We start from the raw sequence: 24,706 nt of genomic DNA on the forward strand, positions 1-24,706 counted from the left end.
CCCCATGAATGCGACCGAAGACACCCCGCGTGACAACCCCCTCCCCCCTCGTTACAAATCCTGCGTGATGCAGCAGGGACTCGCGGGCTTACGACGGGCGCCGCTGCAACGACATGATGCCGAAGGGTCGCCGGCATGATCTGGGGCCGCACCATGGCGGTGCGCGGCTTAAGGGGGCGACACGCATGAAAAAAGCATCCGACCTGTTCATCGAATGCCTCGAGGAAGAGGGTGTCGAGTATATTTTCGGCGTTCCCGGCGAGGAAAATCTCGATTTTCTCGACAGTCTGTCGCGGTCGAAGAAGATCAAGCTCATCCTCACACGCCACGAACAGGGTGCAGGGTTCATGGCCGCCACCTATGGGCGGCACACCGGCAAGACCGGCGTGTGCCTCGCGACGCTCGGGCCGGGGGCGACCAATTTCGTGACCGCGGCGGCCTATGCCCAACTCGGCGGGATGCCGATGATGATGATCACCGGGCAAAAGCCGATCAAGAAATCGAAGCAGGGCCGCTTCCAGATCCTCGACGTCGTGCGGATGATGGGGCCGATCACCAAGTTCACGCACCAGATGGCCTCGTCGGACAATATCCCGAGCCGCGTGCGCGAGGCCTTTCGCCTCGCCGAAGAGGAAAAGCCCGGCGCGGTGCATATCGAACTGCCCGAGGACATCGCCGACGAACATACCGACTCCACCCCGCTCAAGCGCAGCCATTCGCGGCGCCCGAACGCCGACAGCAAATCGATCCGCGAGGCGGTGAAGGCGCTCGAAAAAGCGAAGTCACCCGTCCTCGTAATCGGCGCGGGCGCGAACCGCACGATGACGAGCCGCATGTTGCTGCAATTCATCGAAAAGACCGGCATCCCCTTTCTGACGACGCAACTCGGCAAGGGCGTGATTGACGAGCGGCATCCGAAATTCCTCGGTTGCGCGGCCTTGTCAGCGGGCGATTTCGTCCACCGCGCGGTCGAGGCTGCGGACTGCATCGTCAACCTTGGCCATGACGTGATCGAAAAGCCGCCCTTCTTCATGCAGCAGGACGGACCGACCGTCATCCATGTGTCGACCAAGACCGCCGAGGTCGACCCCGTCTATTTCCCGCATATCGAGGTGATCGGCGATATTGCCAATGCCGTTTGGCAGATGAAGGAAGATATCGTCCCCAACGGCGGCTGGAATTTCGATCATATGCTCGCCTATCGCGCGGCGGAGGTCGACCATACGCGCGGGCTGGCCGACGATGCTCGCTTCCCGATCTTTCCGCCGCACCTCGTCCAGCAGGTCCGCGACGCGATGCCCGACGACGGCATCATCTGCCTCGACAATGGCGTGTACAAGATCTGGTTCGCGCGCGGCTATACGGCGTGCAAGCCGAACACCGTGCTGCTCGACAATGCGCTCGCGACGATGGGCGCGGGGCTGCCGAGCGCGATGATGTCGGCGATGGTCTATCCCGATCGCAAGGTCATGGCGATCTGCGGCGACGGCGGTTTCATGATGAACAGCCAGGAAATGGAGACCGCGGTGCGGCTCGGCCTCAATCTCACCGTGCTGATCCTAAACGACAACAGCTATGGCATGATCCGCTGGAAACAGGCGAACATGGGGTTCGAGGATTGGGGGCTGACCTATGGCAATCCCGATTTCGTCAAATATGCCGAAAGCTATGGCGCGCACGGCCACCGCGTCGAAAGCGCCGCGCATCTGAAGGCGGTGCTGCAGCATTGCACCGACACGCCGGGCGTCCACCTGATCGACTGTCCGGTCGATTATTCGGAGAATGACCAGATTTTGAACATCGACATCAAGAAATTGTCGAAGGAATTATAAGCGCCTAAGCCCCTCCCCTTCAGGGGAGGGGTTGGGGTGGAGGCTGCGGCCTTTTGCTACCCCGATGGCCCCACCCCCGGCCCCTCCCCTGAAGGGGAGGGGGGAGAGATGCGATGAAGCTCAAAGACGTCTATCCGCTCTATCTCAACAACAAGGCGGCGCAGCCCAATACCGACCTTGTCGTCACCGACAAATATACCGGTGAAGCCGCGTTCCGTACCGCGCTCGCGACCCCAGACGTGATCGACGAGGCGATTGCCGGCGCGGTGCGCGCCGCCGAGCCGATGGCGCGGCTTGCGAGCTACGAGAAACAGGACGTCCTCAACCATTGCGTCGCGCGCTTCAAGGAACGCTTCGACGAACTCGCCTATGCGCTGTGCATCGAGGCGGGGAAGCCGATTGCCGACAGCGAGGGCGAGGTCAGCCGCCTGATCGACACCTTCCGCATCGCGGCCGAAGAGGCGGTGCGCAACTATGGCGAGATCCAGCCGCTCGACATTTCGGCGCGCGCCAAGGGCTATATGGGGATGTGGAAGCGCGTGCCGATCGGGCCGTGCAGCTTCATCTCGCCGTTCAATTTCCCGCTCAACCTCGCCGCGCACAAGATCGCGCCAGCGATCGCGATCGGCTGTCCTTTCGTGATGAAGCCCGCGTCGATGACGCCGTTGGGCGCGATCATCATGGGCGAGATTCTTGCCGAATGCGACATATTGCCCGAAGGCGCATTCAGCATTTTGCCTGCAAGCCGTGACGGCGCCGACCTGTTCACCACCGACGAGCGGTTGAAACTCCTTTCCTTCACCGGCTCGCCCGGCGTCGGCTGGGATTTGAAGGCCAAGGCGGGGAAGAAGAAGGTCGTGCTCGAACTCGGCGGCAATGCCGCGGTCGTCGTCGACAAGGACGCCGATCTCGATCACGCGCTCGAACGCATCATCTTCGGCGGCTATTACCAGTCGGGGCAAAGCTGCATCCACGTCCAGCGCGTGATCATCCACGCCGACATCTACGACCGCTTCCGCGACATGCTGGTCGCCAGGGTCAAGACGCTGAAATCTGGCGATCCCAAGCATCGCGACACCTTCATCGGCCCGATGATCTCCGCCAAGGAGGCGCAGCGGCTGAAAGGCTGGATCGACGATGCGGTCGGCGCGGGCGCGACACTGCTCGCGGGTGGCGGCTGCGATGGCAATATGCTGGAGGCGACCTTGCTCGAAGACGCCCCCGAAAACAGCGATGTCGTGCGCGAGGAAGCCTTCGGCCCCGTCGTCATCCTCTCGAAATTCACCGACTGGAAAAAGGCGCTTGCCGAAGTCAACGACAGCAAGTTCGGCCTCCAGGCCGGCCTCTTCACGCGCGATCTGCACAAGGTGCTCGAGGCTTGGGACGAGCTCGAGGTCGGCGGCATCGTCGTCAACGACGTCTCCTCCTATCGCGTCGACAACATGCCCTATGGCGGAGTCAAGGACAGCGGCCTCGGCCGTGAAGGCGTCCGATTCGCGATGGAGGACATGAGCGAAATCAGGAATTTGGTTATCCGGCGGACCTGATCTCTTCCCCCTTGATGGGGGAAGTTGGATGAGGATGAAGGTGCGGCCTTGCGCCGCCGGTGTAAGGCCGAGAAATCACCCCCACCGCTGCGACCAACGAACAAATTCGCAAGTCTCGCTGCCTCCCCCATCGAGGGGGAGGATAGGTGTCACTCTGGAGCAACGTCACCGAACCGCCACCGATCTTTCTTCAAACTGTCGCGGCTTTGATTCGCCGCGTGTAACAAATCTCCTGTCTAGGCCGGGGGCAGCCAAGAGCTGCTTACGGAGTACGACATGGCCTCGATCTCGACCCTGCCGATCCCCGCGCGATTTGCCGATCCGTTCAACAGTGAACCGCATGTTCCCGAACGGGTGATCGGCGAACGGCGGAGCTATCGCACCGTGTGGGTCAGCGACATCCACCTCGGCACGCGCGGCTGCAACGCTAAGCTGCTCATCGACTTCTTCGACCATGTCGATTGCGAGACGCTCTACCTTGTCGGCGACATCATCGACGGATGGCGGCTCAAGAAGCGGCACTTCTGGCCGCCCGAGCATAATGACGTGGTGTGGCGCGTGCTCAAGCGCGCCAAGCGCGGCGCGCGCGTCGTCTATGTTCCCGGCAACCATGACGAGATGGTCAAGCCCTTCGACGGCTTCGATTTCGGCGGCGTCGAAATCCGCCGCGAGGCGGTTCACGAAACCGCCGACGGCCGCAAGCTGCTCGTCGTCCACGGTGACGAATTCGACGCGGTAATGCTCGCGCACCGCTGGCTCGCCTTTGTCGGCGACGCTGCCTACACGACGCTGATGAAGTGCAATGTCGCGGTCAACTGGGTGCGCGGCAAGCTCGGCCTTCCCTATTGGTCGCTGTCGATGGTCGCCAAGCATAAGGTCAAGAATGCCGTGCAGTTCATCGGCCGCTATGAAGAGGTCGTCGCGCATGCCGCACGCTCGCGCGGAGTCGACGGCGTCGTGTGCGGCCACATCCACAGTGCCGAGATGCGCGAAATCGAAGGCGTCGATTATTATAACGACGGCGACTGGGTCGAAGGCTGCACCGCATTGGTCGAGCATCACGACGGACGCATGGAGATTTTGCACTGGGCCAAGGAGGTCGAGGCGCGCGACGCACCGGCGCAACTCGAGCTTCCGTCGCCGGCACGCGCCGCATGAGGATATTGATCGTCACCGATGCGTGGGAGCCGCAGGTCAACGGCGTCGTCCGCACGCTCCAGGCGACAATCGGCGAACTTCGCGCCGCGGGGCATGAGGTCGGCGTCGTCTCGCCCGACCTCTTCCGTTCGATCCCCTGCCCTTCCTATTCCGAAATCCGCCTCGCCTTTGCCGGACAGCGCGCGGTGGGTCGCCGCATCCGTACGTTCGATCCGCAAGCAATTCACATATCGACCGAAGGACCATTGGGCCTCGCGGCGCGGCGCTGGTGCATCAGGAACGGCTTTCCCTTCACCACCGCCTATCACACGCGCTTCCCCGACTATGTCGCGGCGCGCCTCCCTATTTCGCCCGATCTGGTCTGGCGCTTCATTCGCTGGTTCCACCGCCCCGCGCAGCACATCATGGTCGCGACGCCCTCGCTCGTGAACGAGCTGGCGGCGCAGGGTCTCGACCGGACGATGCTCTGGGAACGCGGCGTCGACCACCGCCTGTTCCGGCCTGACCGTCCGCCGCACCCCGGCTTCTCCGGACTGGCGCGTCCGATCCAGCTCTATGTCGGGCGCGTCGCGGTCGAAAAGAATATCGAGGCCTTTCTCGACACCGCGCAGCCGGGCACCAAGGTTGTCGTCGGCGACGGCCCCGCGCTCGCCGAATTGCGCGCGCGCTACCCGCATGTGCATTTCCTCGGCAAGCAGACGGGCGAGGCGCTCGCCGCTGCCTATGCCGGCGCCGATGTTTTCGTCTTTCCGAGTCGCACCGATACTTTCGGACTGGTGATCATCGAGGCGCTGAGCTGCGGCACCCCCGTCGCGGCCTATCCGGTGGCTGGGCCGGCCGATATCGTGACCGAGAAGGCCGGCGCGCTCGACGAGGATCTGGACGAGGCGATCGCCGCCGCGCTGATGCGCGAGCGCGCCGATGCCGCAGCGCTCGGCGCGCGCTACAGCTGGCAAAGCTGCACCGGGCAATTCGTCAAGGCGCTGACCTTCGTTCCCGCTCGCCCGGCGCCCGAGCCGATGCACGGTGCCCCGGGCCTCGCGGCCTAGAGCTTGTTCGGTTTGGGTGGAATCAAGCCCCTCTCCTTCAGGGGAGCGGCTTGAATCGGTTCAATCCAAACAGGACAAGCGCTAGAAGCTCTTCCGCCACTCGATCTCGATGTAGCGGCCCAGCGGGTCGATATATCCCGGTTGATAGTTGAACGGCACGACCCCGTTTGCGTCACTGATCCGGCGCTGCGCGTCAAAGATATTGTCGATCGCAAGCCGCAGGCGCGAACCCTTCAGGAAGGGCAGCGCTTCGGTGATCTTGGGCTTCTGGTTCAGGTCGACGAACATGCGCAGGTTGAAGGTCGCAAGATCGCCGAAATGCAGGTCGCCCGCGGTGCCGCCCGTCACGCGGCTGCCGCTGTCATATTTGGCGCTGAAGCGCGCGCCGACGCCCTTGTAAAAGACGCCGCCGTCGAGTTCGACAAGATGCCGATTGCTTCCACCATTATTGCCGGTCGCCGAGCCATTGAGACGGTCGAGCTCGGGGACGCCGGGCCGGATGAGCGCCGTGTCGGTGAGCCTCAGCGTATGATAGAGCGACACCTGCCAGCGCCCGCCCTGCGGCCCGCCGAACATCCGGCCGCGCATACCGCCGCCACTGCCGCCCGGCCGCGGGCCGCGGGCCGCCCCCGGCGGAGGCCCACCCGCGCCCTCGCGCGCGCCGCCTGGCGGCGGACCGCCTTCGCCCCGGCGCCCGCCGCCACGCTCGTCCGATTGGCCAAAGCTCTTCCCGAAATTCAGCCCCCAGCGGATCTGTGAATTTTCGCTGCGGTTGAAATTGACCGGCCGCTGGTCGAGCGCCACGAGCACGCCACCGGCGTCGCGCGTCACACGGTCGGGAAAGGCCGCTTCGATTTCGGGCGTCAGCAGCGGGAAGCTTTCGGCGGTGTCATGGCTGACGTTACGGTTGTAATTGACCGACAGGTTGAGGCCTTCGACCATCGGCGGCGACCAGTTGACCCCGAGCTTGAGGTCGCGGCGCCGTTCGGCGAGCAGGAATGGATTGCCGCCGGTCGTTGTCGTGATCTCCACCGTCTGCCCGGTCTGGAAATCATAATAGGTGACCGCGGGCGTCACGAGCGGCGCCGCGCCGAGTTGCTGGATGCCGGGCGCCGCTTCGTCGCTGTTGAAGCTGGCGAGCAGCGACAGGCTGTCGGTCACGCCCCAGTTGAGGCTCGCTCCCCAATTGACGAGCGACTGAAAATCGCTGGGCTTTTGCGTCTGCCCGCTCAGCGTCAGCGACACGCGCCCGATGTTCGCGACATCATATTCGGGGTCGAGCAGCGGCACGGTGAGCGATCCGAACACGCTCGGCGTATCGCGCGACAATTCGGTCAGCGTCACGTCGCCCGACCGTTCGGAGCGGCTGTCGAACCGGATGCCGGAATAGCTCCCTGTCATCGAGAGGCGAATCGGCCCTGCCCAGCCCTCGGTCACCGTGCCCGACAGATTGGCATTGCCGCCAAAACTCTGCTGGCTGCTGTCGAAACGGTCGCGCGCGCCTGCATTCCGGTCGGTAAAGATACGCGAATCCGCGTCGGCATAATTGCCTGTCGCCGACCAGCGCCAGTCGCCGAGCATACCGTTGACGCTGGCGGTGCCGCTGAGATTACGACTGCGACTGTCGCGGGTCAGCGGATCGTTCGCATCGCCATTGCGCGGTCCCAGCCACGACAGGCTGTCGGTCTGGTCGAAGCGCAGGTTGATCGAGGCGTCAGTCACCTTGTCGAGGCTGCGCTGGATGGTTGCATCGAGCTTATATTCGTCGGTCGCCGGGAGCAGGCTGCGTGCGGGCGCCTCGGCGGCGCGGCCGGTCGCCGGATCATAGGCGATGTCGCGGTCGGTTTCGCGCAGCATCGTTCGATGCTCCCATCCTCCATTGATATTGACGCGCCCCTTTTCGCCGATGGCCAGGAAGCTCGGTTCGAGTTCGCTGTGGAAACGCCCGCCCTGCGTCGGGATGCCCGCCTCGCCTTCGAGGGCGATCTGGCGAAAATTGGGTTTGAGCACCAGGTTCACGACGCGTTCGTCGGCGGAATATCCGTATTGGAGCGCGACCTCCTCCGGAAAAATCTCGACCTTCGCGATGGCGTCGGGGGGAAGGTTGCGGACCTCGCCGAAGCCGCCGACACGGCGCCCGTTGACCAGGATTACCGGTCGCCCGCTGCCGCGTCCCCGCCCCGAGCGCGTCTGCGGCGCGAGCGCTTCAAGCAGTTCCGACACGTTCGACGCGCCATAGCTCGCGATCGCGGCCTCATCGAGTTCAGCCTCGGCCTTGATATCGGTGTCAAGCTGGCCCGCAAGCCGGGGGGCGGTCACGATGATTTCATCGCCTTCCTCCCCGCCGAACACTGTGTTCTCGATGCTGTCGGCGGGTACCGCGACCGGTTGCGCCGGTTGCGCGGTGTCGGCCGCCGTGGCCGCATCGGCTGCAGCCTTCGCTGTATCGGCCTGTGCCGGGACGGCCAGCGACGCCGTTGCGGCCAGCAGCGCCGCGCGCAACGACAGCGGGGAGCATGACATCGTCATTGGGGAGGGGAGCCTTTCCTGACTAACTTCTTGATTCTGTTATTTTGGTACAGCCAATCGGTCCGCGAATGCGGACGGTCGATGACTGCGGACCGGCTAGGCGGCAAATGTCGCAAACTTATGGCACCACGATCCGCAATCGACGAATGACCACCACCGACCGCTGGACAGCATCGCTTCGCTTCCTTATCGGCCAGCCATGCCGACTCCCAACCCCTCCGCCGCCCCCGAATCCATCCTGATTGTCGACTTCGGCAGCCAGGTGACCCAGCTCATCGCCCGCCGCGTTCGCGAAGCCGGGGTCTATAGCGAGATCGTGCCGTTCAGCGCCGCCGAGGCCGCGCTCGAACGCATGCAGCCGAAGGGCGTGATCCTCTCGGGCTCGCCCGCCTCGGTCCCCGCACCTGGCAGCCCGCGCGCGCCGCAGTCGATCTTCGACAGCGGCCTCCCTATTCTGGGCATCTGCTACGGCCAGCAGGTGATGAGCCAGCAGCTCGGCGGGCAGGTCGAGCCCGGCGGCATCGACGGCGAGCGCGACGGCGAATTCGGCCGCGCCTTCCTGACGGTCACCGAACCCTGCGTGCTCTTCGACGGCCTCTGGGACGTCGGCGAGCGCCACCAGGTGTGGATGAGCCACGGCGACCGCGTGACCAAATTCGCCCCCGGCTTTCGCATCGTCGCGGTCAGCGACGGCGCGCCCTTCGCGCTGATCGCCGACGACGAGCGCCGCTATTACGGCACGCAGTTCCACCCGGAGGTCGTCCACACCCCCGACGGCGCCAGGCTGATCGCCAATTTCGTGCGCCACGTCTGCGGATGCGCGGGCGACTGGACGATGGCCGAGTTCCGCGCCACCAAGATCGCCGAAATCCGTGAGCAGGTCGGCGACCAGCGCGTGCTCTGCGGCCTGTCAGGCGGCGTCGACAGCGCGGTCGCGGCGGTGCTGATCCACGAAGCGATCGGCGAGCAACTCACCTGCGTCTTCGTCGACCACGGCCTGCTGCGCATGAACGAGCGCAAGCAGGTCGAGGAGTTGTTCCGCGGCCATTACAATATCCCGCTCGTCGTCGTCGACGCCGAGGAACGCTTCATGAAGGGGCTCGCCGGCGTCACCGACCCCGAAGCGAAGCGCAAGTTCATCGGCGCCGAGTTCATCAATGTGTTCGAGGAAGAGGCGAAGAAGATCGGCGGCGCCGACTTCCTCGCGCAGGGCACGCTCTATCCCGACGTGATCGAGTCGGTCTCCTTCACCGGCGGACCGAGCGTGACGATCAAGAGCCACCACAATGTCGGCGGCCTGCCCGAGCGCATGAACATGCAGCTCGTCGAGCCCTTGCGCGAGCTGTTCAAGGACGAGGTGCGCCTGCTCGGCAAGGAGCTTGGCCTCCCCGACATCTTCGTCGGCCGCCACCCCTTCCCCGGCCCCGGCCTCGCGATCCGCATCCCGGGCGAAGTGTCGAAGGAGCGCTGCGACATCCTCCGCAAGGCCGATGCCATCTATCTCGAAGAGATTCGCAATGCGGGCCTCTACGACGCGATCTGGCAGGCGTTCGCGGTGCTCCTCCCGGTCAAGACCGTCGGGGTGATGGGCGACTATCGCACCTACGACCATGTCTGCGCGCTGCGCGCCGTCACCTCGACCGACGGCATGACCGCCGACATCTACCCCTTTGACGCCGGTTTCCTCAGCCGCTGCGCGACGCGCATCATCAACGAGGTGCAGGGCATCAACCGCGTGGTATATGATTATACGTCAAAGCCGCCGGGAACGATCGAGTGGGAGTGAAGCGCCATGCCGGAAAAGCTCGAGCGAATTGAAACCGACGCCTCCGGCGGCTGCCAATGCGGCGCGGTCCGCTATCATGTCTCCGCGATGCTCGACACGTCGCACATTTGCCATTGCCGCATGTGCCAGAAAGCGGCGGGCAATTTCTTTGCCGCGCTCGTCGGCATTCCTCGCGACGCGATCGTCTGGACGCGCGGGGAGCCGGCCTCGTTCAACAGTTCGGACCAGGTCGCGCGCGGTTTCTGCCGCGATTGCGGGACGCCGCTCTATTACGACTATCTCGCGTCGAAGCATCTCAATCTGACCACCGGCTCGTTCGACGAACCCGCGCGCTTCACCCCCAAATATCAGTTCGGGGTCGAGGCGCGGATGCCGTGGTTCGATACGCTGCCGTCCTTGCATCAGGAAGGGACGACCGAAGAGGTGATGGCCGATTATGTCGGCGCAATCGCGGCGTCGAACCACCAGCATCCCGACCACGATACGGAAAACTGGCCCGAATGACCCCGACCGCAAAAATCCTCCTCCTCGGCTCGGGCGAGCTGGGGCGCGAGTTCGTGATTTCGGCGAAAAGGCTCGGTTGCCATGTCGTCGCCTGCGACAGCTATGCGGGCGCACCCGCAATGCAGGTTGCCGACGCGGCCGAGGTGTTTTCGATGCTCGACGGCGACGCGCTGCGCGCCGCGATCGAAAAGCATCGCCCCGATCATATCGTCCCCGAGATCGAGGCGATCCGAACCGAGATATTGGCCGAGGTCGAGGCCGGGGGCTTTCACGTCGTCCCGTCGGCGCGCGCGGCGCAGCTCACGATGAACCGCGACGCAATCCGCGATCTTGCCGCAAGCGAGCTTGGCCTCGTCACCTCGACCTTCGAATATGCAACCAGCCGCGACGAGCTCGCGGCCGCGGCGACGCGCATCGGCTTTCCGCTCGTCGTGAAGCCCGTCATGTCTTCGTCGGGCAAGGGGCAGAGCACGGTCAATGACGCCGCGGGCATCGACGCGGCGTGGGACTATGCCGCCGCCGGGATGCGCGGCGACCGGCTGCGCGTGATTGCCGAGGCCTTCATCGACTTCGACTATGAAATCACGCTGCTGACCGTGCGGCACAAGGACGGCGTGTCCTTCTGCCCGCCGATCGGCCACCGGCAGGAACGCGGCGATTATCGCGAAAGCTGGCAACCCGCCGCGATGTCGGCGGCGGCGCTCAAGGCCGCGCAGGATATGGCGGCCAAGGTCGTCGACGCGCTCGGCGGGCACGGCATTTTCGGCGTCGAATTTTTCGTGAAGGGCGATGCCGTCATCTTCTCCGAACTCTCACCGCGGCCGCACGACACGGGGATGGTGACTTTGATCTCGCAGCAATTGTCGGAGTTCGACCTTCACGCGCGCGCGATCCTCGGCCTGCCGATTCCCGACGTCGCCGTCCCGCACGCCAGCGCGAGCGCGGTGCTGCTCGCCGACCGCGATGCGGAGAGTTTCTCAATCGCAGGCCTCGCGGACGCGCTTGTGCCGCCGAATGCCAAGACATCCGTCGATGCGCGCATCTTCGGCAAGCCCGTAACGCGCCCCTGGCGCCGCATGGGGGTCACATTGACCCGGGTAGCCGATGGCACGACCGACGACGCCCGCGCGGCGGCGGTCGCGGCTGCGGCGAGGCTGCGGATCGAATATCCATAGCGGGCCTTGCTCCACATGCTCGCCCTGCCCGATTTCTTCCCGTAAATACCGCGGCATGATAGCCTCCCCCGATCTGCGGATCCGACGCCTTGGCCCCGACGATGTTGCCACAATGCGCGACCTCAACGCCCTTTACGCCGCGGCCTTTGAGGACCATGAAACCTACCGCCGCGACACGCCGGACAACGCGTGGCTGACACGCCAGTTGGCCAGGGATGCGATCATCCTGCTGGTGGCGGAAACGAAAGGCCGGGTCGTCGGCGGCCTCACCGCCTATGAACTCCCCAAGCTCGAGGCGGCGCGCAACGAAATCTATCTCTACGACCTTGCGGTCGCCGAGGACCATCGCCGCCGCGGAATTGCGACACGGCTGATCGAGGAACTACAATATATCGCCGCGGATACGGGCGCCTGGGCGGTCTTTGTACAGGCCGATTACGGCGACGATCCAGCGGTGGCGCTCTATACCAAGCTTGGCGTCCGCGAAGACGTGATGCACTTCGATCTGAAGCCGCGCGCGCGATCGACAGGACGCGAATAAGCCTCGCGCCCGCCAGAGCGGCATCGAGGTCCGCGCGCGACGGCGGAACCCCGCCTTCCTTCAAGGGTTCAATCCGCATGCCCGTCTGGGGCTTTGCATATCCTTGGGAGACGAGTGATGGACAAGAATTTTTGGGCCGCACATCTGCTTGCGGTCACGATGCTCGCGGGCTGCGCAACCCTCGAAGAAGGGACTGCCGAAGCGCTTGCCGAAACCCACCGCACCAATCTGACCGGCGCGCAAGAGGTCGGCCCCGGCGATCCCGACGGTTCGGCCACGGCAGAGATTAGCGTGTCGGACGAATTCAACCAGATTTGCTATGACGTGAAGGATATTCGTAACATCGACACGATCACCGGCATGCATATTCACCGCGGGCGTGCCGGGACCAATGGCCCCGTCGTTCTCCCGCTCACCAAATCGAACGAAGGCGCCTGGAAAGGCTGCAAGGGTCGTTCCGAATGGCTCGAAGATTCGATCGAGCGCGATTTTTCCAACTATTATGTGAACATCCACACCGCCGCCTATCCCGACGGCGCGATACGGGGCCAGCTCGGCAACCGTTACTGATATCCGGCGCGCGGCGATGAAAGGACTTCGCCGCGCGCCTCCATCGACGCTCGCGTGGCTGCGACACCCCTGCTACACCGCGCGCCATGTCGGACAAGAATCATCTCTATCTGGTCGATGGCTCCAGCTACATCTTCCGCGCCTATCACCGCCTGCCACCGCTGACTAACCCGCAGGGCGTCCCCGTCGGCGCGGTTTACGGCTATACGACGATGCTGTGGAAGCTCGCGAAGGATCTGCACGAGGCCGACGGACCGACGCACCTCGCCGTCATCCTCGATCATTCGAGCCAGTCGTTCCGCAACGAGATTTACGACCAGTATAAGGCGAACCGGCCCGACCCGCCCGAGGACCTCGTTCCGCAATTCCCGCTGATCCGCCACGCGACGCGCGCCTTTTCGCTGCCGTGCATCGAGATGGAGAATTTCGAGGCCGACGACCTCATCGCAAGCTACACCGAGGCGGCGGTGCGCGAGGGTTGGGACGTCACCATCGTCAGCAGCGACAAGGATTTGATGCAGCTCGTCCGCGAGCCCGACGAAGGCCCGCGCGTCGACATGCTCGACACGATGAAGAATGTCCGCCTCGGCGTCGAGGCGGTCCACGAAAAGTTCGGCGTCGGCCCCGAACTGGTCGGCGACATATTGGCGCTGATGGGCGACAGCGTCGACAATGTCCCCGGCGTCCGCGGCGTCGGGCCCAAGACCGCGACCAAGCTGATCGTCGAATATGGCGACCTCGAAAAGGCGCTCGCCGGCGCCGAGACGATGAAGCCGTCGAAGCTGCGCGACAATCTGATCGAACATGCCGACATGGCGCGGCTGTCGCGCATCCTCGTCGACCTGAAGCGCGACTGCCCGCTCCCCGACGCGCTCGACGCGTTGAAGCTTGGCGCGATCCCGCCCGCGCCGCTCAAGGTCTTCCTCGACGAGCATGGCTTCCGCTCGCTCTCGGCCAAGCTCGACAATGGCGCGTCGCCCGGCGGCCCGCCGACGCTGCCGAAGGCGACATCGGCGGCGGCAGCCGAGGCGCCTTCGACGCCTGCCCTGCCTGCAATGCCGGAAATCGACCGCGCGGCCTATGAATGCGTCACGACGCTCGACGCGCTCGACCGCTGGATCGCCGAAGCGCGCGCCGCGCATGTCGTCGCGGTCGATACCGAAACCGCAAGCCTCGACAGCGTCACGGGCCGCCTCGTCGGGGTCAGCCTCGCGACGGCGCCGGGGCGCGCCTGCTATGTCCCGCTTGGCCATGGCGGGACCGATATGTTCGCCGAACGCCCCGATCAGGTCGATTTCGATGCGGCGCTCGACCGTCTGCGCGACCTGTTCGCCGACGAGGCGGTGCTCAAGGTCGGCCACAACCTCAAATATGACATCGGCGTGCTCGCGCAGCATGGGATCGCGATCGCGCCCTATGACGACACGCTCGTCATGAGCTTCGCGCTCGATGCGGGCAAGCATGGCCACGGCCTCGACGAGCTTGCCAGGCTCCACCTCGACCATGTCTGCCTGACGTTCAAGGAAATGTGCGGCACCGGCAAGTCGCAGATCAGCTTTGCCGAAGTACCGCTGGACCGCGCGACCGAATATGCCGCCGAGGACGCCGACGTCGCGCTGCGCCTCTGGAATCTGCTCAAGCTCCGCCTGCCGCTCGAAGGCGGGACGCGCGTATATGAAATGGTCGACCGCCCGCTCGTCGCGGTGGTCGAATCGATGGAACGCGCGGGCGTCATGGTCGACCGCGACTATCTGGCGCGGCTGTCGGGCGAATTCGCCACCGAAATGCAGCGCATCGAAGCCGAAATCCACAAGGAGGCCGGCCAGCCCTTCACCATCGGCAGCCCCAAGCAGCTCGGCGAAATATTGTTCGACAAACTGGGGCTGAAGGGCGGGCGCAAGGGCAAGTCGGGCGACTGGTCGACCGACCAGAACGAGCTCGAACGGCTCGAACGCGACGGCGTGCCGATCGCGCGGCTCATCCTCGAATGGCGCCAGCTTTCGAAGCTCAAATCGACCTATACCGACGCGCTCCAGGCGCAGATCAATGCAAGCACGGGCCGCGTCCACACCAGCTACAGCCTCGTCGGCGCGCAGACCGGGCGGCTGTCGTCGACCGACCCCAATCTTCAGAATATCCCGATCCGCACCGAGGTCGGGCGCCAGATCCGCGACGCCTTTGTCGCCGCGCCCGGCCACTTGCTGCTCGCCGCCGACTATAGCCAGATCGAGCTGCGCCTCGCCGCGCATATGGCCGACGTTCCCGAACTCAAGGAAGCCTTTGCGCAGGGGCAGGACATTCACGCCGCGACCGCGATCGAATTGTTCGGCGAGGTCAATCGCGACACGCGTGCCAAGGCAAAAACGGTCAATTTCTCGATCCTCTACGGCATTTCGCGCTGGGGCCTCGCGGGCCGCCTCGAAATTACCCCCGACGAGGCGCAGGCGCTGATCAGCCGCTATTTCGAGCGCTTCCCCGGCATCTCCGACTATATCCGCGACACGCTGGAGGGCGCGCGCGAGCGCGGCTATACCGAAACCTTGTTCGGTCGCAAAACCTGGTTCCCGCGGATCAAGGCCGCGAACCAGAATGAGCGGCAGGGCAGCGAGCGCGCCGCGATCAACGCGCCGATCCAGGGCACGAGCGCCGACCTCATCAAGCGCGCGATGGCGCGCATGCCCGCCGCGCTCGCCGCCGCGGGGCTCGCCGACGTCAAAATGCTGCTTCAGGTCCATGACGAACTGGTGTTCGAGGCGCCCGAAGCCCTCGCGGAACCCGCGAAGGAAGTCATTCGCGGCGTGATGGCGGGAGCGGCCGAGCCGGTGCTGAAACTCAGCGTCCCGCTCGACATCGATATCGGCGCGGGCAAGAGCTGGGGCGACGCGCATTGATCGCCGCCCTGCTGGTCCTCGCGGCGCAACTCGCCGCCCCCGCTGACGCGCCCGCCGAAGCGCCGCCCGCTGCCGTCGCACCCGTTGCCGATGCCGACATTCGCGAATTCGCGGCCGTTGCGGGGCGCAAGGTCGTCGGGCGCCCCGTTGGCGGCCCCTATGGCACCGCCGACAAGCTGTTGCTGCTCGCGCGCGACGACAAGGGGTTTCCGGTGGTCGCGGCAAGTTTCGGCTTCCCCGCGCGCGAATCGCTTCCGCCGCCGCCCGCAGGCACGATCGCGATCGTCCGCCTCCACCAGAAATCCGAAACCATCGTCCCAGGCCCGACGCCCGACGACCTCGCCTTCGTCGCGCGCAACCGCATCCCGCTGTTCGTGATCGGCGAATGGGCGCGCCCGGCGCCGATGTGGGAGGTCGCATGGATGGGCGACGGCGTGCAATATCGTACTATCGGCGAAGTCGGCGAAATCGGCCCCTGGCGCGACTGAGCGCCGCACACGCGCGGTGCAGCGAACGCACCGCCCTTTCGCATAGCTGACATTGCCCCTATTACGGTGCGATGACATCCGGCTGGCGCTTTTGTGACAGGCGGCAACAAAGGGTCGGCATGAGCAAGTTCGAACCCGTCGCCAAGGCGCCGGTCCGCATCCAGCAGAATATCCTCGCGCGCAGCGAGCGCCGCCTGCTCAACTGGCTCTGCGCGCGGCTGCCCGCGTGGGTGACGCCCGACCAACTCACCGCGCTCGGCTTCGCGGGCGCGGTGCTCGTCGCCGCGGGCTACCTGCTCAGCTGGGTCGACAGCGAGTGGCTGGGCCTCTCGCTTGTCGGCTATATCGTCAACTGGTTCGGCGATTCGCTCGACGGCAGCCTGGCGCGCTGGCGCGGCATCGAACGGCCGAATTACGGCTATTTCGTCGATCATAGCGTCGATGCGATCGCGACCTTTCTGATGATCAGCGCGATCGGCATGAGCCCCTATATGCGGCTCGACGTCGCCCTGATGGCCGTGATCGGCTATTTCCTGCTGTCGATCCACACCTTCATTTCGGCGAAGATCCTCGGCGAATTTCGTCTGTCCTACATGGCAGGCGGGCCGACCGAACTGCGACTGATGCTGATGGCGATGACCGCGCTCATGCCCGTGATCGGCGCCGCGGACGTTGCCGGAACCAATTTTTCGGTGTTCGACCTGTTCGCGCTCGTCGTTGCGAGCATCCTCGTCACGCTGTTCGTCGTCCAGACATCGACAACCGCGCGGATGCTGCGTCGCCGCGGCGACTAGCCTCGTCGTTCAGGGCCGCGGACGCGCCTGCGCATAGCTGCCGAGCAACCGTAGCGATTTGGTCTGGAACTGCAGCTCGTCGAGCGCATTGTCGATCCGCTCGTCGCCGGGCGCGCCGACGATGTCGGCATAGAATTTGGTCGCCGCAAAGCTGCCGCCGACCTGATAGCTTTCCAGCTTGGTCATATTGACGCCGTTGGTCGCAAAACCGCCGAGTGCCTTGTAGAGCGCGGCGGGGACATTCTTCACCTCGAAGACAAAGGTCGTCATCGGGGCGGCAATCGCCGACACGTCGGAAAGCGGCTCGCGCGCGAGGACGACGAAGCGCGTCATGTTATAATCGGCATCTTCCATTCCGGTGCCGTGCAGCGTCAGCCCATAGAGTTCCGCCGCGTGCGGCGGCGCAAGCGCAGCGAGCCCCACCTCGTCGCTATCGGCAACCCATGCCGCAGCGCCCGCCGTGTCACTGTGCGCAACGGGCGAGATATTGTTCGCGCGCAGCCACTGCCGGCACTGGCCGAGCGCTTGCTCGTGGCTCATCGCACGCGTCACCGGCCCGAGGTCGCGGCTCATCAGCCCGTAGCGGATCGGCAGGAAATGCTCGCCAACGATGTGCAGCCCCGATTCGGGAAGCAGGAAATGGATGTCGGCGACGCGGCCGTGCAGGCTGTTCTCGATCGGGATGATCGCGCGGTCGACGCGGCCGTCGCGCACTGCATCGATCGCATCGTCGAACGAATAGCAGGGCAGCGGCAGCGAATTGGGGTCATATTCGCGCGCCGCAAGGTCGCTGTTCGCGCCGGGGGCACCCTGGAACGCGAGGCCGCGCGCCGGATTGGCGAGCGCCGCCGCCTTCATCGCGTCCACCAGATGCTGTGCCGATGCCGAATAACTGCCCATGACTGCCTTTCCGCGCCAGAGCCGCGGCGCATAGCGGGAGGTCCGCCGACGCGCAACCGGCCCGTTCGCCGATTTCATCCCCTTGCGCCGCCGTCCGCGCGCCAGTAAGGGAGCGTCCAAATTCACAGCAAGCGCCCCGCGCCGGGGCTATCGAACGGGGCTGCAGAGCATGGACAATCGCAACAACACTATTGCCGGCTGGATATTGTTCGCCGGCATTTGCGCGCTGGGCCTGACGATCGGCACCGGCATGTTGTCGGCGACCCATGCCCCCGAAAAGCCCGGCTATCCGATCGAGGACGCCGATGCGGGCGCCGGTGGCGGCGAATCCGCCGTTCCGCTCGCCAACCTTCTCGCCGCCGCCGATCCGGCGAAGGGCGAGACGGTGTTCGCGAAATGCGCGGCATGCCACACGATCGACGCAGGCGGCGCCAACGGCATCGGCCCCAACCTCTATGGTGCGCTCGGCAAGGCGCACGGCCATGTCGCAGGCTTCGCCTATTCGGATGCCTTGAAGTCGGTCCCGGGCAACTGGACGTTTGAAGCGATGGACGAGTGGCTCGCAAGCCCGCGCAAATATGCGCCCGGCACCAAAATGTCTTTCGCCGGCCTGTCGAGCGCCGAGGATCGCGCGAACCTGATCGTTTACATGAACAATATGGGTTCGAACCTGCCCCTCCCCGCTCCCGAAGCCGTGCAGGCCGAAGGTGAAGCCGCGGCAGAGGATGGCGTGGTGGCCGAAGGCGCCGCCCCCGCCGAAGGCGAAGCGACCGAAGCGGCACCGGCAGAAGCCGCGAAATAATGCGCCCCGCGTCCGTCGTTCTGGCGGGCGCAATGGCCCTTGCCGGATGCGGCAAGGCCGACGGCCCTGCACCGGGCGACGCGCCGTCCGCCTCCGAAAGCGCTGCGCCCGCGGTAGAGCCGACCGCGGCGATGGGCGAGCAGGTCTTCAAGCGCTGCGTCGCCTGCCACACGATCGACAAGGGCGGCGCCAGCGGCATCGGCCCCAATCTTCACGGCATCGTCGGCCGGACGGTCGCATCGCACCCCGGCTTCTCCTATTCAGGCGCGATGAAGGCAAAGGGCGGGGTCTGGGACAAGCCCGCGCTCGACACCTATCTCGAAGCGCCGATGAAGGCGCTCCCCGGCACGCGCATGGCGTTCGCGGGCGTCATCGATCCGGCAGATCGCGAAGCGCTGATCCTGTATCTGGAAGAACAGTCGCAATAAACCGGTCCTCCCCATCGCTACGCGACAGGGAGGATGCGCGTCAGGATTCAACCTGCGCGTAGAATTCCTCGATAATCGCCCACGCCTCGGCCGCCGTCTCGACGAAGGTAAAGAGGTCGAGGTCGCGGGCGCTGATCACGCCTTCCTCGACCAGCGCGTCGAAATTGACGACGCGATGCCAGAATTCCTTGCCGAACAGCACGATCGGGATCGGCTTGATCTTGCCCGTCTGGATCAGCGTCAGCAGCTCGAACATCTCGTCGAACGTCCCGAAGCCGCCCGGGAACACCGCGACCGCGCGCGCGCGGAGCAGGAAGTGCATCTTGCGCAGCGCGAAATAGTGGAACTGAAAGCTGAGATCGGGGGTGACATAGCGGTTCGGCGCCTGTTCGTGCGGCAGCACGATGTTGAGCCCGATCGAATCGCGCCCCTCGTCGGTCGCACCGCGGTTCGCCGCCTCCATGATCGACGGACCGCCGCCCGAGCAGACAACGAAATGACGGCAACCGTCCTCGTCGCACGGCACCTGGCTTGCGATCCGCGCGAGCGCGCGCGCCTCGTCATAATATTTGGCCTTCGCCTTCAGGCGGCGCGCGATGTTGCGCTGGACGTCGTCGGTCGCTGCGGCTTCCAGACCGTCGGCCACCTCGGGTTCGGGAATGCGCGCCGAGCCATAGATGACGAGCGTCGATTCGATTCCCGCCTCGTCGAGCAGCAATTCGGGCTTGAGCAGCTCGAGCTGGAAGCGCACCGGGCGCAAATCTTCGCGCAGCAGGAAGTCGGTATCCTGGAAGGCGAGCTTATATGCCTCGCTCGCGGTCTGCGGGGTGGTCGTCGCCTGCTGGGCGAACTGCGCGTCATCCTTGGCCTTGTGGAAACGCGAGCGATGGGGTTGCTTGTCTTTTGTCATTCCCTCGCGGCTAGCCGGTCCGCGTGACTTTGCCAAGACGGCCCCGCCTCAGCGGCAATAGCCGTTGCCGCTCATGTCGAAATGAAAATGGTTGTAGTGCGCGGCATTATAGTCGGGGCCGAGCACGGTGCCGAAGCGGCGACACGCCGATTTGTGCAACGCACGCAGGAATTGCTGCGACGCGCGGTCGCCGTTCCAGCCGCCGTCGAGCATGATGCGACGCCCGTCGGCGAGCACAAATCCCGAAACATCGACCGCGTTCGAATAGGCGTGCTGCGACAGGCGCCCCGAACGGCCGCCATAGATGTTGCGGCAGCTATAGGTGCCGAAGGTTTCGATCTTCACCACGTCGCTGCCGAGATGGAGCCGCGCAGCGGGGCGCACCGCATGTTGCGCCCACGCCGCGAAATTGCGCGCGAGCGGACAGGTCATCGGGCCGAGATTGCTCGTCGGCGTGCCGATGTCGAGCAGCTTGACCGAATCGATCGCGCTGCACCCACCGCCGAAATCCTGGTTCGCGAGCGGCGTGAAGCGTACCCCCGCCCGCTCGAGGTCGACCGCACACTGCCGCGCCTCGGGGGTCGAAAAGGCAGGCACTGTCGAAAGTTTCGGGTCTTTTGCAGTCGACGGCCCCGACCCCGTTTGCGCACGGCGGTCGCCGGGCACGTTGCCGCCGATACAGCCGGACAGGCTGACGGCAAGGGCGGCGACCAGCACAATCCGCAAGGCCGCGCCTGGGCGCATCGGACGAGGGAAACGGACACCGGACATGGACCCGAAATCTAAAGAACTATCGTTAACCAATTGCTAACGCCCCGGACCTTGTTGCGAACGATTATCATTTTGATTGACCATCGCGACCGCTTTCCCCTATCCCACGCCGGTGGCAAAACTGCGATCCCTGCTCAACAGCCTGCCCTTTTTCTGGCTCCTGCTGGCGATTCCGGGTGCCTTGATGCTCGCCGGATGGCTCGATGGCGCGATCGATACGATGGACATGCTCCACCCGACCGGCGAGACGAGCGCGCGGCTGATGATCGCAGCGATGCTGATCGGCCCGCTGACCGGCGTGCTTGGCGCCCGCCGCTGGCTCGGCTGGCTGCTGCGCCGGCGCCGCGCGCTCGGCGTTTCGGCCTTTCTCTACGCGCTCGCGCACCTCGTCTTTTACGTGATCGACATGGGCAATCTCGATGACATGCTCGCCGAAATCGGCGCGCCGGGCATCTGGACGGGATGGGTCGCGCTCGCGCTGATGCTGCCGCTCGCCTGCACGAGCAACAATGCCGCGATGCGCGCGCTCGGAGCGGCGTGGAAACGGCTGCAGCGCCTCGCCTATCCCGCCGCGCTCCTCACCCTCCTCCACTGGTGGTGGGTCCACAATGGCCTTGCAGGGGCGCTCGCGCATTTCGCACCGCTCGCCCTCGTCTGGCTTGCCCTTGCGGCGCGGCGCCTCCAATCTGTTGACGCTCCCCCTCGAACCCCGAAAGGAATCCGACCATGACCAAACTCCCCCTCGCCGCGCTCGCGCTTGCCGTCGCCGCCACCGCGGGCCTGTCGGCGCCCGCGCACGCCACCGGCGCGATCAAGTGCGATGCCGGCCCGCAATCGGGCTGGAAGAGCCGCGAAGCGCTCGAATCGAAATTGACCAAGGACGGCTGGCAGGTCCGCAAGTTAAAGGTCGATGGCGGCTGCTACGAAGTTTATGGCACCACCCCCGAAGGCGACCGGGTCGAAGCCTATTTCCACCCCGTCACCTTCGAAAAGCTCTATGTCGCGCGCCGCGGCCAGGTGCTCTTCCGCGCCAAGGGTTATTGAGGCGGCGCGCCGCCAGGGTCAGGACCCAAATCATTTGACAAACCCGGCGCCGTCCTTAAACGCGGCGCCGGGCCACGCGGTCCCAACGCCGCGCGAGCTCTCTGCAAGGAGAGACTGATGACTGACGTAACGACGCCGCAGGTGCGCCCTGCGCGCCCCACTTTTTCTTCCGGTCCCTGCGCCAAGCCGCCGGGCTGGACCCCCGAAAAACTTTCGACCGACTCGCTGGGCCGTTCGCATCGCGCGAAGATCGGCAAGTCGCGACTCGCATATTGCATCGACCTGATGCGCGAGCTGCTCCAGCTTCCCGACACGCACCGCATCGGTATCGTGCCCGGTTCGGACACCGGCGCCTTTGAAATGGCGATGTGGACGATGCTTGGGCAGCGCGCCGTGACGACGCTTGCGTGGGAAAGCTTCGGTGAAGGTTGGGTCACCGATGCCGCCAAGCAGCTCAAGCTCGAACCGACGATCCTGCGCGCCGACTATGGCCAGCTTCCCGACCTTGCTCAGGTCGACTGGTCGAACGACGTACTCTTCACCTGGAACGGCACCACAAGCGGCGTTCGCGTTCCCGATGGCGACTGGATCGCCGACGACCGCGAAGGGCTGAGCTTTGCCGACGCGACCAGCGCCGTGTTCGCTTACGACCTGCCGTGGGACAAGATCGACGTCGCGACCTTCAGCTGGCAGAAAGTGCTGGGCGGCGAAGGCGGCCACGGCGTCTTGATCCTCGGCCCGCGCGCGGTCGAACGGCTCGAAAGCCACACTCCCGCCTGGCCGCTCCCCAAAGTCTTCCGCCTGACCAAGGGCGGCAAGCTGGTCGAGGGCGTGTTCAAGGGCGAGACGATCAACACCCCGTCGATGCTCGCGGTCGAGGACGCGATCTTCGCGCTCGAATGGGCGAAATCGGTCGGCGGGCTCGACGGGCTGAAGGCGCGCAGCGATGCCAACGCCGCCGCGCTCGACACGATCGTCGCGGAACGCGACTGGCTCAGCCACCTCGCCGCCGATCCGGCAATCCGCTCGAAGACCTCGGTCTGCCTGTCGGTCGCGGGCGCCGATGCCGACTTCATCAAGAAGTTTGCGGGGTTGCTCGAAGCCGAAGGCGCTGCCTTCGACATCGCGGGCTATCGCGACGCCCCCCCGGGGCTGCGCATCTGGTGCGGCGCGACCGTCGACACCGCCGATATCGAAGCGCTCGGCCCGTGGCTCGACTGGGCCTACGAAACGCTCACCGCCTAACATTTTTTCGTCATCCCCGCGAAAGCGGGGACCCAGAGCGTGCCTGGGCTGATCCCACACTGGGTTCCCGCTTTCGCGGGAATGACGAGGTAAAAGGAATATCGAAATGACCCAACCCAAAGTTCTCATCAGCGACAAGATGGATCCCAAGGCCGCCGCGATCTTCAAGGAACGCGGCATCCAGGTCGACGAGATCACCGGCAAGACCAAGGACGAGCTGATCGCGATCATCGGCGATTATGACGGCCTCGCCATCCGCTCGGCCACCAAAGTGACCGCCGACGTCCTCGCCGCCGCGACGAACCTGAAAGTTGTCGGGCGCGCCGGCATCGGCGTCGACAACATCGACATCCCCGCCGCATCGGCCAAGGGCGTCGTCGTGATGAACACGCCCTTCGGCAACAGCATCACCACCGCCGAACATGCGGTCGCGATGATGTTCGCGCTCGCGCGCCAGATCCCCGAAGCCAACACCCGCACCCAGGAAGGGAAATGGCCGAAGAACGACTTCATGGGTGTCGAACTGACGCAGAAGACGCTCGGCCTGATCGGCTGCGGCAATATCGGCAGCATCGTCGCCGAACGCGCGCTGGGCCTCAAAATGAAGGTCGTCGCCTTTGACCCCTTCCTCACGCCCGAGCGCGCGATCGAGCTGGGCGTTGAAAAGGCCGATCTCGACACCTTGCTCGCGCGCGCCGACTTCATCACCTTGCACACGCCGCTCACCGACCAGACGCGCAACGTGCTGTCGCGCGAAAATCTCGCGAGGACCAAGAAGGGCGTGCGCATCATCAACTGCGCGCGCGGCGGCCTGATCGACGAGGAAGCGCTGAAGGACGCGCTCGAAAGCGGTCATGTCGCGGGCGCCGCGCTCGACGTCTTCGCGGTCGAGCCGCCGCCGGCCGACCACCCGCTGTTCAGCGCGCCCAACTTCATCTGCACGCCGCACCTCGGCGCGTCGACCGACGAGGCGCAGGTCAATGTCGCGATTCAGGTCGCCGAGCAGATTTCGGACTATCTGCTGACCGGCGGCATCACCAACGCGCTCAACGTCCCCAGCCTGTCGGCCGAGGAAGCCCCGAAGCTGCGCCCCTATATGGAGCTTGCCGAAAAGCTCGGCAGCCTCGTCGGCCAGCTCGCGCACGACAATCTCACCACCATCTCGATCGAGGTCGAGGGCGCTGCGGCCGAACTCAACATGAAGCCGATTACCGCTGCCGTGCTCACCGGGCTGATGCGCCGCTATTCGGACAGCGTGAACATGGTCAACGCGCCGCATCTCGCGCGCGAACGCGGGCTCGACGTGCGCGAAGTGCGTCACGATCGCGAGGGCGACTATCACACGCTCGTCCGCGTCACCGTCGCGACGAGCCAGGGCGACCGGTCGGTCGCGGGCACCCTGTTCAGCAACGGCGACCCGCGCCTCGTCGAAATGTTCGGCATCAAGGTCGAGGCCGACCTCGACGGCGACATGCTCTATATCGTCAACGAGGACGCACCGGGGTTCATCGGCCGCATTGGGTCGACGCTGGGCGATGCCGGGCTCAACATCGGCACCTTCCACCTCGGCCGCCGCGAAGCGGGCGGCGAGGCGATCCTGCTGCTCTCGATCGACTCGGCCATGCCCGAGCCGCTGCTGTGGCAGATCTGCCAGCTCCCCGGCGTGAAGACGGTGAAGGGGTTGAAGTTCTGACGCAGCTACGCCCTCCCCTTCAGGGGAGGGGCTTTCACAAGCCCGCACC

Annotated in this window: 22 protein-coding genes; 18 read left to right on the top strand and 4 right to left on the bottom strand. The window is 65.2% G+C overall.

Annotated elements, in window-relative coordinates:
• Positions 1 to 185: 185 nt before the first annotated feature.
• From JI743_RS06270 to JI743_RS06285, 4 genes are all read left to right on the top strand, one after another.
• Positions 186 to 1,832, top strand: a complete 1,647-nt coding sequence (locus tag JI743_RS06270; protein ID WP_201926967.1) for an acetolactate synthase large subunit — start codon at positions 186 to 188, stop codon at positions 1,830 to 1,832.
• 113 nt (positions 1,833 to 1,945) lie between these two features.
• The gene (locus JI743_RS06275; RefSeq protein WP_201926968.1) at positions 1,946 to 3,379 is read left to right on the top strand and encodes an aldehyde dehydrogenase family protein; all 1,434 of its coding nucleotides are present in this window, start codon (positions 1,946 to 1,948) and stop codon (positions 3,377 to 3,379) included.
• A gap of 276 nt (positions 3,380 to 3,655) precedes the next feature.
• On the top strand, positions 3,656 to 4,537 hold the full coding sequence (locus JI743_RS06280) for a UDP-2,3-diacylglucosamine diphosphatase (RefSeq protein WP_201926970.1): 882 nt from the start codon (positions 3,656 to 3,658) through the stop codon (positions 4,535 to 4,537).
• The gene (locus tag JI743_RS06285; RefSeq protein WP_201926972.1) at positions 4,534 to 5,586 is read left to right on the top strand and encodes a glycosyltransferase family 4 protein; all 1,053 of its coding nucleotides are present in this window, start codon (positions 4,534 to 4,536) and stop codon (positions 5,584 to 5,586) included. Before JI743_RS06280 ends, JI743_RS06285 begins: the two co-directional genes overlap by 4 nt.
• A gap of 81 nt (positions 5,587 to 5,667) precedes the next feature.
• Here the strand turns inward: JI743_RS06285 and JI743_RS06290 are convergent, their stop codons facing one another.
• Positions 5,668 to 8,115: a TonB-dependent receptor plug domain-containing protein gene (locus tag JI743_RS06290; RefSeq protein ID WP_201926974.1), complete on the bottom strand. Its 2,448-nt coding sequence runs from the start codon at positions 8,113 to 8,115 to the stop codon at positions 5,668 to 5,670.
• Between the two features lie 199 nt (positions 8,116 to 8,314).
• On the opposite strand from JI743_RS06290, the gene guaA reads away from it, so the two are divergent.
• The 8 genes from guaA (at position 8,315) to JI743_RS06330 (ending at position 16,864) form a co-directional block, all read left to right on the top strand.
• Positions 8,315 to 9,901 (top strand): glutamine-hydrolyzing GMP synthase, encoded by a 1,587-nt coding sequence (guaA, locus tag JI743_RS06295; protein WP_201926976.1) that lies wholly within the window; start codon positions 8,315 to 8,317, stop codon positions 9,899 to 9,901.
• Between the two features lie 6 nt (positions 9,902 to 9,907).
• Positions 9,908 to 10,405, top strand: a complete 498-nt coding sequence (locus JI743_RS06300; protein WP_201926977.1) for a GFA family protein — start codon at positions 9,908 to 9,910, stop codon at positions 10,403 to 10,405.
• Positions 10,402 to 11,580: a formate-dependent phosphoribosylglycinamide formyltransferase gene (gene purT / locus JI743_RS06305; protein WP_201926979.1), complete on the top strand. Its 1,179-nt coding sequence runs from the start codon at positions 10,402 to 10,404 to the stop codon at positions 11,578 to 11,580. The genes JI743_RS06300 and purT overlap by 4 nt, the downstream gene beginning before the upstream one ends.
• A 55-nt stretch (positions 11,581 to 11,635) precedes the next feature.
• Positions 11,636 to 12,121 carry an AAC(3)-I family aminoglycoside N-acetyltransferase gene (locus JI743_RS06310; protein ID WP_201926981.1) on the top strand — a complete coding sequence of 162 codons (486 nt, stop codon included), beginning with the start codon at positions 11,636 to 11,638 and terminating at the stop codon, positions 12,119 to 12,121.
• 117 nt (positions 12,122 to 12,238) lie between these two features.
• The gene (locus JI743_RS06315) at positions 12,239 to 12,691 is read left to right on the top strand and encodes a CHRD domain-containing protein (protein WP_201926983.1); all 453 of its coding nucleotides are present in this window, start codon (positions 12,239 to 12,241) and stop codon (positions 12,689 to 12,691) included.
• 86 nt (positions 12,692 to 12,777) lie between these two features.
• On the top strand, positions 12,778 to 15,582 hold the full coding sequence (gene polA, locus JI743_RS06320; protein ID WP_201926986.1) for a DNA polymerase I: 2,805 nt from the start codon (positions 12,778 to 12,780) through the stop codon (positions 15,580 to 15,582).
• Positions 15,579 to 16,070, top strand: a complete 492-nt coding sequence (locus tag JI743_RS06325; RefSeq protein ID WP_201926988.1) for a hypothetical protein — start codon at positions 15,579 to 15,581, stop codon at positions 16,068 to 16,070. Before polA ends, JI743_RS06325 begins: the two co-directional genes overlap by 4 nt.
• Positions 16,071 to 16,189: 119 nt before the next feature.
• On the top strand, positions 16,190 to 16,864 hold the full coding sequence (locus JI743_RS06330; RefSeq protein WP_201926990.1) for a CDP-alcohol phosphatidyltransferase family protein: 675 nt from the start codon (positions 16,190 to 16,192) through the stop codon (positions 16,862 to 16,864).
• Between the two features lie 9 nt (positions 16,865 to 16,873).
• Here the strand turns inward: JI743_RS06330 and JI743_RS06335 are convergent, their stop codons facing one another.
• Positions 16,874 to 17,764: a prephenate dehydratase gene (locus JI743_RS06335; RefSeq protein WP_201926992.1), complete on the bottom strand. Its 891-nt coding sequence runs from the start codon at positions 17,762 to 17,764 to the stop codon at positions 16,874 to 16,876.
• 169 nt (positions 17,765 to 17,933) lie between these two features.
• Here JI743_RS06335 and JI743_RS06340 point away from each other — a divergent pair, with 169 nt between their 5' ends.
• A complete protein-coding gene (locus tag JI743_RS06340) occupies positions 17,934 to 18,566 on the top strand; it encodes a c-type cytochrome (protein ID WP_201926994.1) in 633 nt (210 codons plus the stop codon).
• 32 nt (positions 18,567 to 18,598) lie between these two features.
• A complete protein-coding gene (locus tag JI743_RS06345; RefSeq protein ID WP_236659701.1) occupies positions 18,599 to 18,994 on the top strand; it encodes a c-type cytochrome in 396 nt (131 codons plus the stop codon).
• A gap of 40 nt (positions 18,995 to 19,034) precedes the next feature.
• On the opposite strand, the gene JI743_RS06350 is transcribed toward JI743_RS06345, so the two are convergent.
• Together JI743_RS06350 and JI743_RS06355 are read right to left on the bottom strand one after the other, a co-directional pair.
• A complete protein-coding gene (locus tag JI743_RS06350; RefSeq protein WP_201926998.1) occupies positions 19,035 to 19,904 on the bottom strand; it encodes an LOG family protein in 870 nt (289 codons plus the stop codon).
• 48 nt (positions 19,905 to 19,952) lie between these two features.
• A complete protein-coding gene (locus JI743_RS06355; RefSeq protein WP_201927000.1) occupies positions 19,953 to 20,648 on the bottom strand; it encodes an extensin-like domain-containing protein in 696 nt (231 codons plus the stop codon).
• Between the two features lie 139 nt (positions 20,649 to 20,787).
• Here JI743_RS06355 and JI743_RS06360 point away from each other — a divergent pair, with 139 nt between their 5' ends.
• From JI743_RS06360 to serA, 4 genes are all read left to right on the top strand, one after another.
• Positions 20,788 to 21,405: a protein-methionine-sulfoxide reductase heme-binding subunit MsrQ gene (locus JI743_RS06360; RefSeq protein WP_201927002.1), complete on the top strand. Its 618-nt coding sequence runs from the start codon at positions 20,788 to 20,790 to the stop codon at positions 21,403 to 21,405.
• Positions 21,402 to 21,719, top strand: coding sequence for a PepSY domain-containing protein (locus JI743_RS06365; protein ID WP_201927004.1), 318 nt, complete (start codon positions 21,402 to 21,404; stop codon positions 21,717 to 21,719). The genes JI743_RS06360 and JI743_RS06365 overlap by 4 nt, the downstream gene beginning before the upstream one ends.
• 117 nt (positions 21,720 to 21,836) lie before the next feature.
• Entirely contained in the window at positions 21,837 to 22,964 is a 1,128-nt protein-coding gene (locus JI743_RS06370; protein WP_201927005.1) for a phosphoserine transaminase, read from the top strand.
• Positions 22,965 to 23,070: 106 nt separating this feature from the next.
• Positions 23,071 to 24,657 carry a phosphoglycerate dehydrogenase gene (serA, locus tag JI743_RS06375; protein WP_201927008.1) on the top strand — a complete coding sequence of 529 codons (1,587 nt, stop codon included), beginning with the start codon at positions 23,071 to 23,073 and terminating at the stop codon, positions 24,655 to 24,657.
• Positions 24,658 to 24,706 lie beyond the last annotated feature (49 nt).

It is taken from the genome of Sphingopyxis jiangsuensis (genome assembly GCF_016734905.1).
In the GTDB taxonomy this organism is placed as follows: Bacteria; Pseudomonadota; Alphaproteobacteria; order Sphingomonadales; family Sphingomonadaceae; genus Sphingopyxis; species Sphingopyxis jiangsuensis.

Bases quoted from the DNA above. Each gene is read 5' to 3' on its own strand.
- JI743_RS06340 (WP_201926994.1), top strand. From the start codon at position 17,934: ATGGACAATCGCAACAACACTATTGCCGGCTGGATATTGTTCGCCGGC.
- purT (WP_201926979.1), top strand. From the start codon at position 10,402: ATGACCCCGACCGCAAAAATCCTCCTCCTCGGCTCGGGCGAGCTGGGG.
- JI743_RS06350 (WP_201926998.1), bottom strand. From the start codon at position 19,904: ATGACAAAAGACAAGCAACCCCATCGCTCGCGTTTCCACAAGGCCAAG.
- JI743_RS06310 (WP_201926981.1), top strand. From the start codon at position 11,636: ATGATAGCCTCCCCCGATCTGCGGATCCGACGCCTTGGCCCCGACGAT.
- JI743_RS06275 (WP_201926968.1), top strand. From the start codon at position 1,946: ATGAAGCTCAAAGACGTCTATCCGCTCTATCTCAACAACAAGGCGGCG.
- JI743_RS06345 (WP_236659701.1), top strand. From the start codon at position 18,599: ATGGCCCTTGCCGGATGCGGCAAGGCCGACGGCCCTGCACCGGGCGAC.
- JI743_RS06290 (WP_201926974.1), bottom strand. From the start codon at position 8,115: ATGACGATGTCATGCTCCCCGCTGTCGTTGCGCGCGGCGCTGCTGGCC.
- JI743_RS06355 (WP_201927000.1), bottom strand. From the start codon at position 20,648: ATGCGCCCAGGCGCGGCCTTGCGGATTGTGCTGGTCGCCGCCCTTGCC.
- JI743_RS06370 (WP_201927005.1), top strand. From the start codon at position 21,837: ATGACTGACGTAACGACGCCGCAGGTGCGCCCTGCGCGCCCCACTTTT.
- JI743_RS06270 (WP_201926967.1), top strand. From the start codon at position 186: ATGAAAAAAGCATCCGACCTGTTCATCGAATGCCTCGAGGAAGAGGGT.
- JI743_RS06300 (WP_201926977.1), top strand. From the start codon at position 9,908: ATGCCGGAAAAGCTCGAGCGAATTGAAACCGACGCCTCCGGCGGCTGC.
- JI743_RS06315 (WP_201926983.1), top strand. From the start codon at position 12,239: ATGGACAAGAATTTTTGGGCCGCACATCTGCTTGCGGTCACGATGCTC.
- JI743_RS06335 (WP_201926992.1), bottom strand. From the start codon at position 17,764: ATGGGCAGTTATTCGGCATCGGCACAGCATCTGGTGGACGCGATGAAG.
- guaA (WP_201926976.1), top strand. From the start codon at position 8,315: ATGCCGACTCCCAACCCCTCCGCCGCCCCCGAATCCATCCTGATTGTC.
- JI743_RS06285 (WP_201926972.1), top strand. From the start codon at position 4,534: ATGAGGATATTGATCGTCACCGATGCGTGGGAGCCGCAGGTCAACGGC.
- JI743_RS06330 (WP_201926990.1), top strand. From the start codon at position 16,190: ATGAGCAAGTTCGAACCCGTCGCCAAGGCGCCGGTCCGCATCCAGCAG.
- JI743_RS06280 (WP_201926970.1), top strand. From the start codon at position 3,656: ATGGCCTCGATCTCGACCCTGCCGATCCCCGCGCGATTTGCCGATCCG.
- serA (WP_201927008.1), top strand. From the start codon at position 23,071: ATGACCCAACCCAAAGTTCTCATCAGCGACAAGATGGATCCCAAGGCC.
- polA (WP_201926986.1), top strand. From the start codon at position 12,778: ATGTCGGACAAGAATCATCTCTATCTGGTCGATGGCTCCAGCTACATC.
- JI743_RS06365 (WP_201927004.1), top strand. From the start codon at position 21,402: ATGACCAAACTCCCCCTCGCCGCGCTCGCGCTTGCCGTCGCCGCCACC.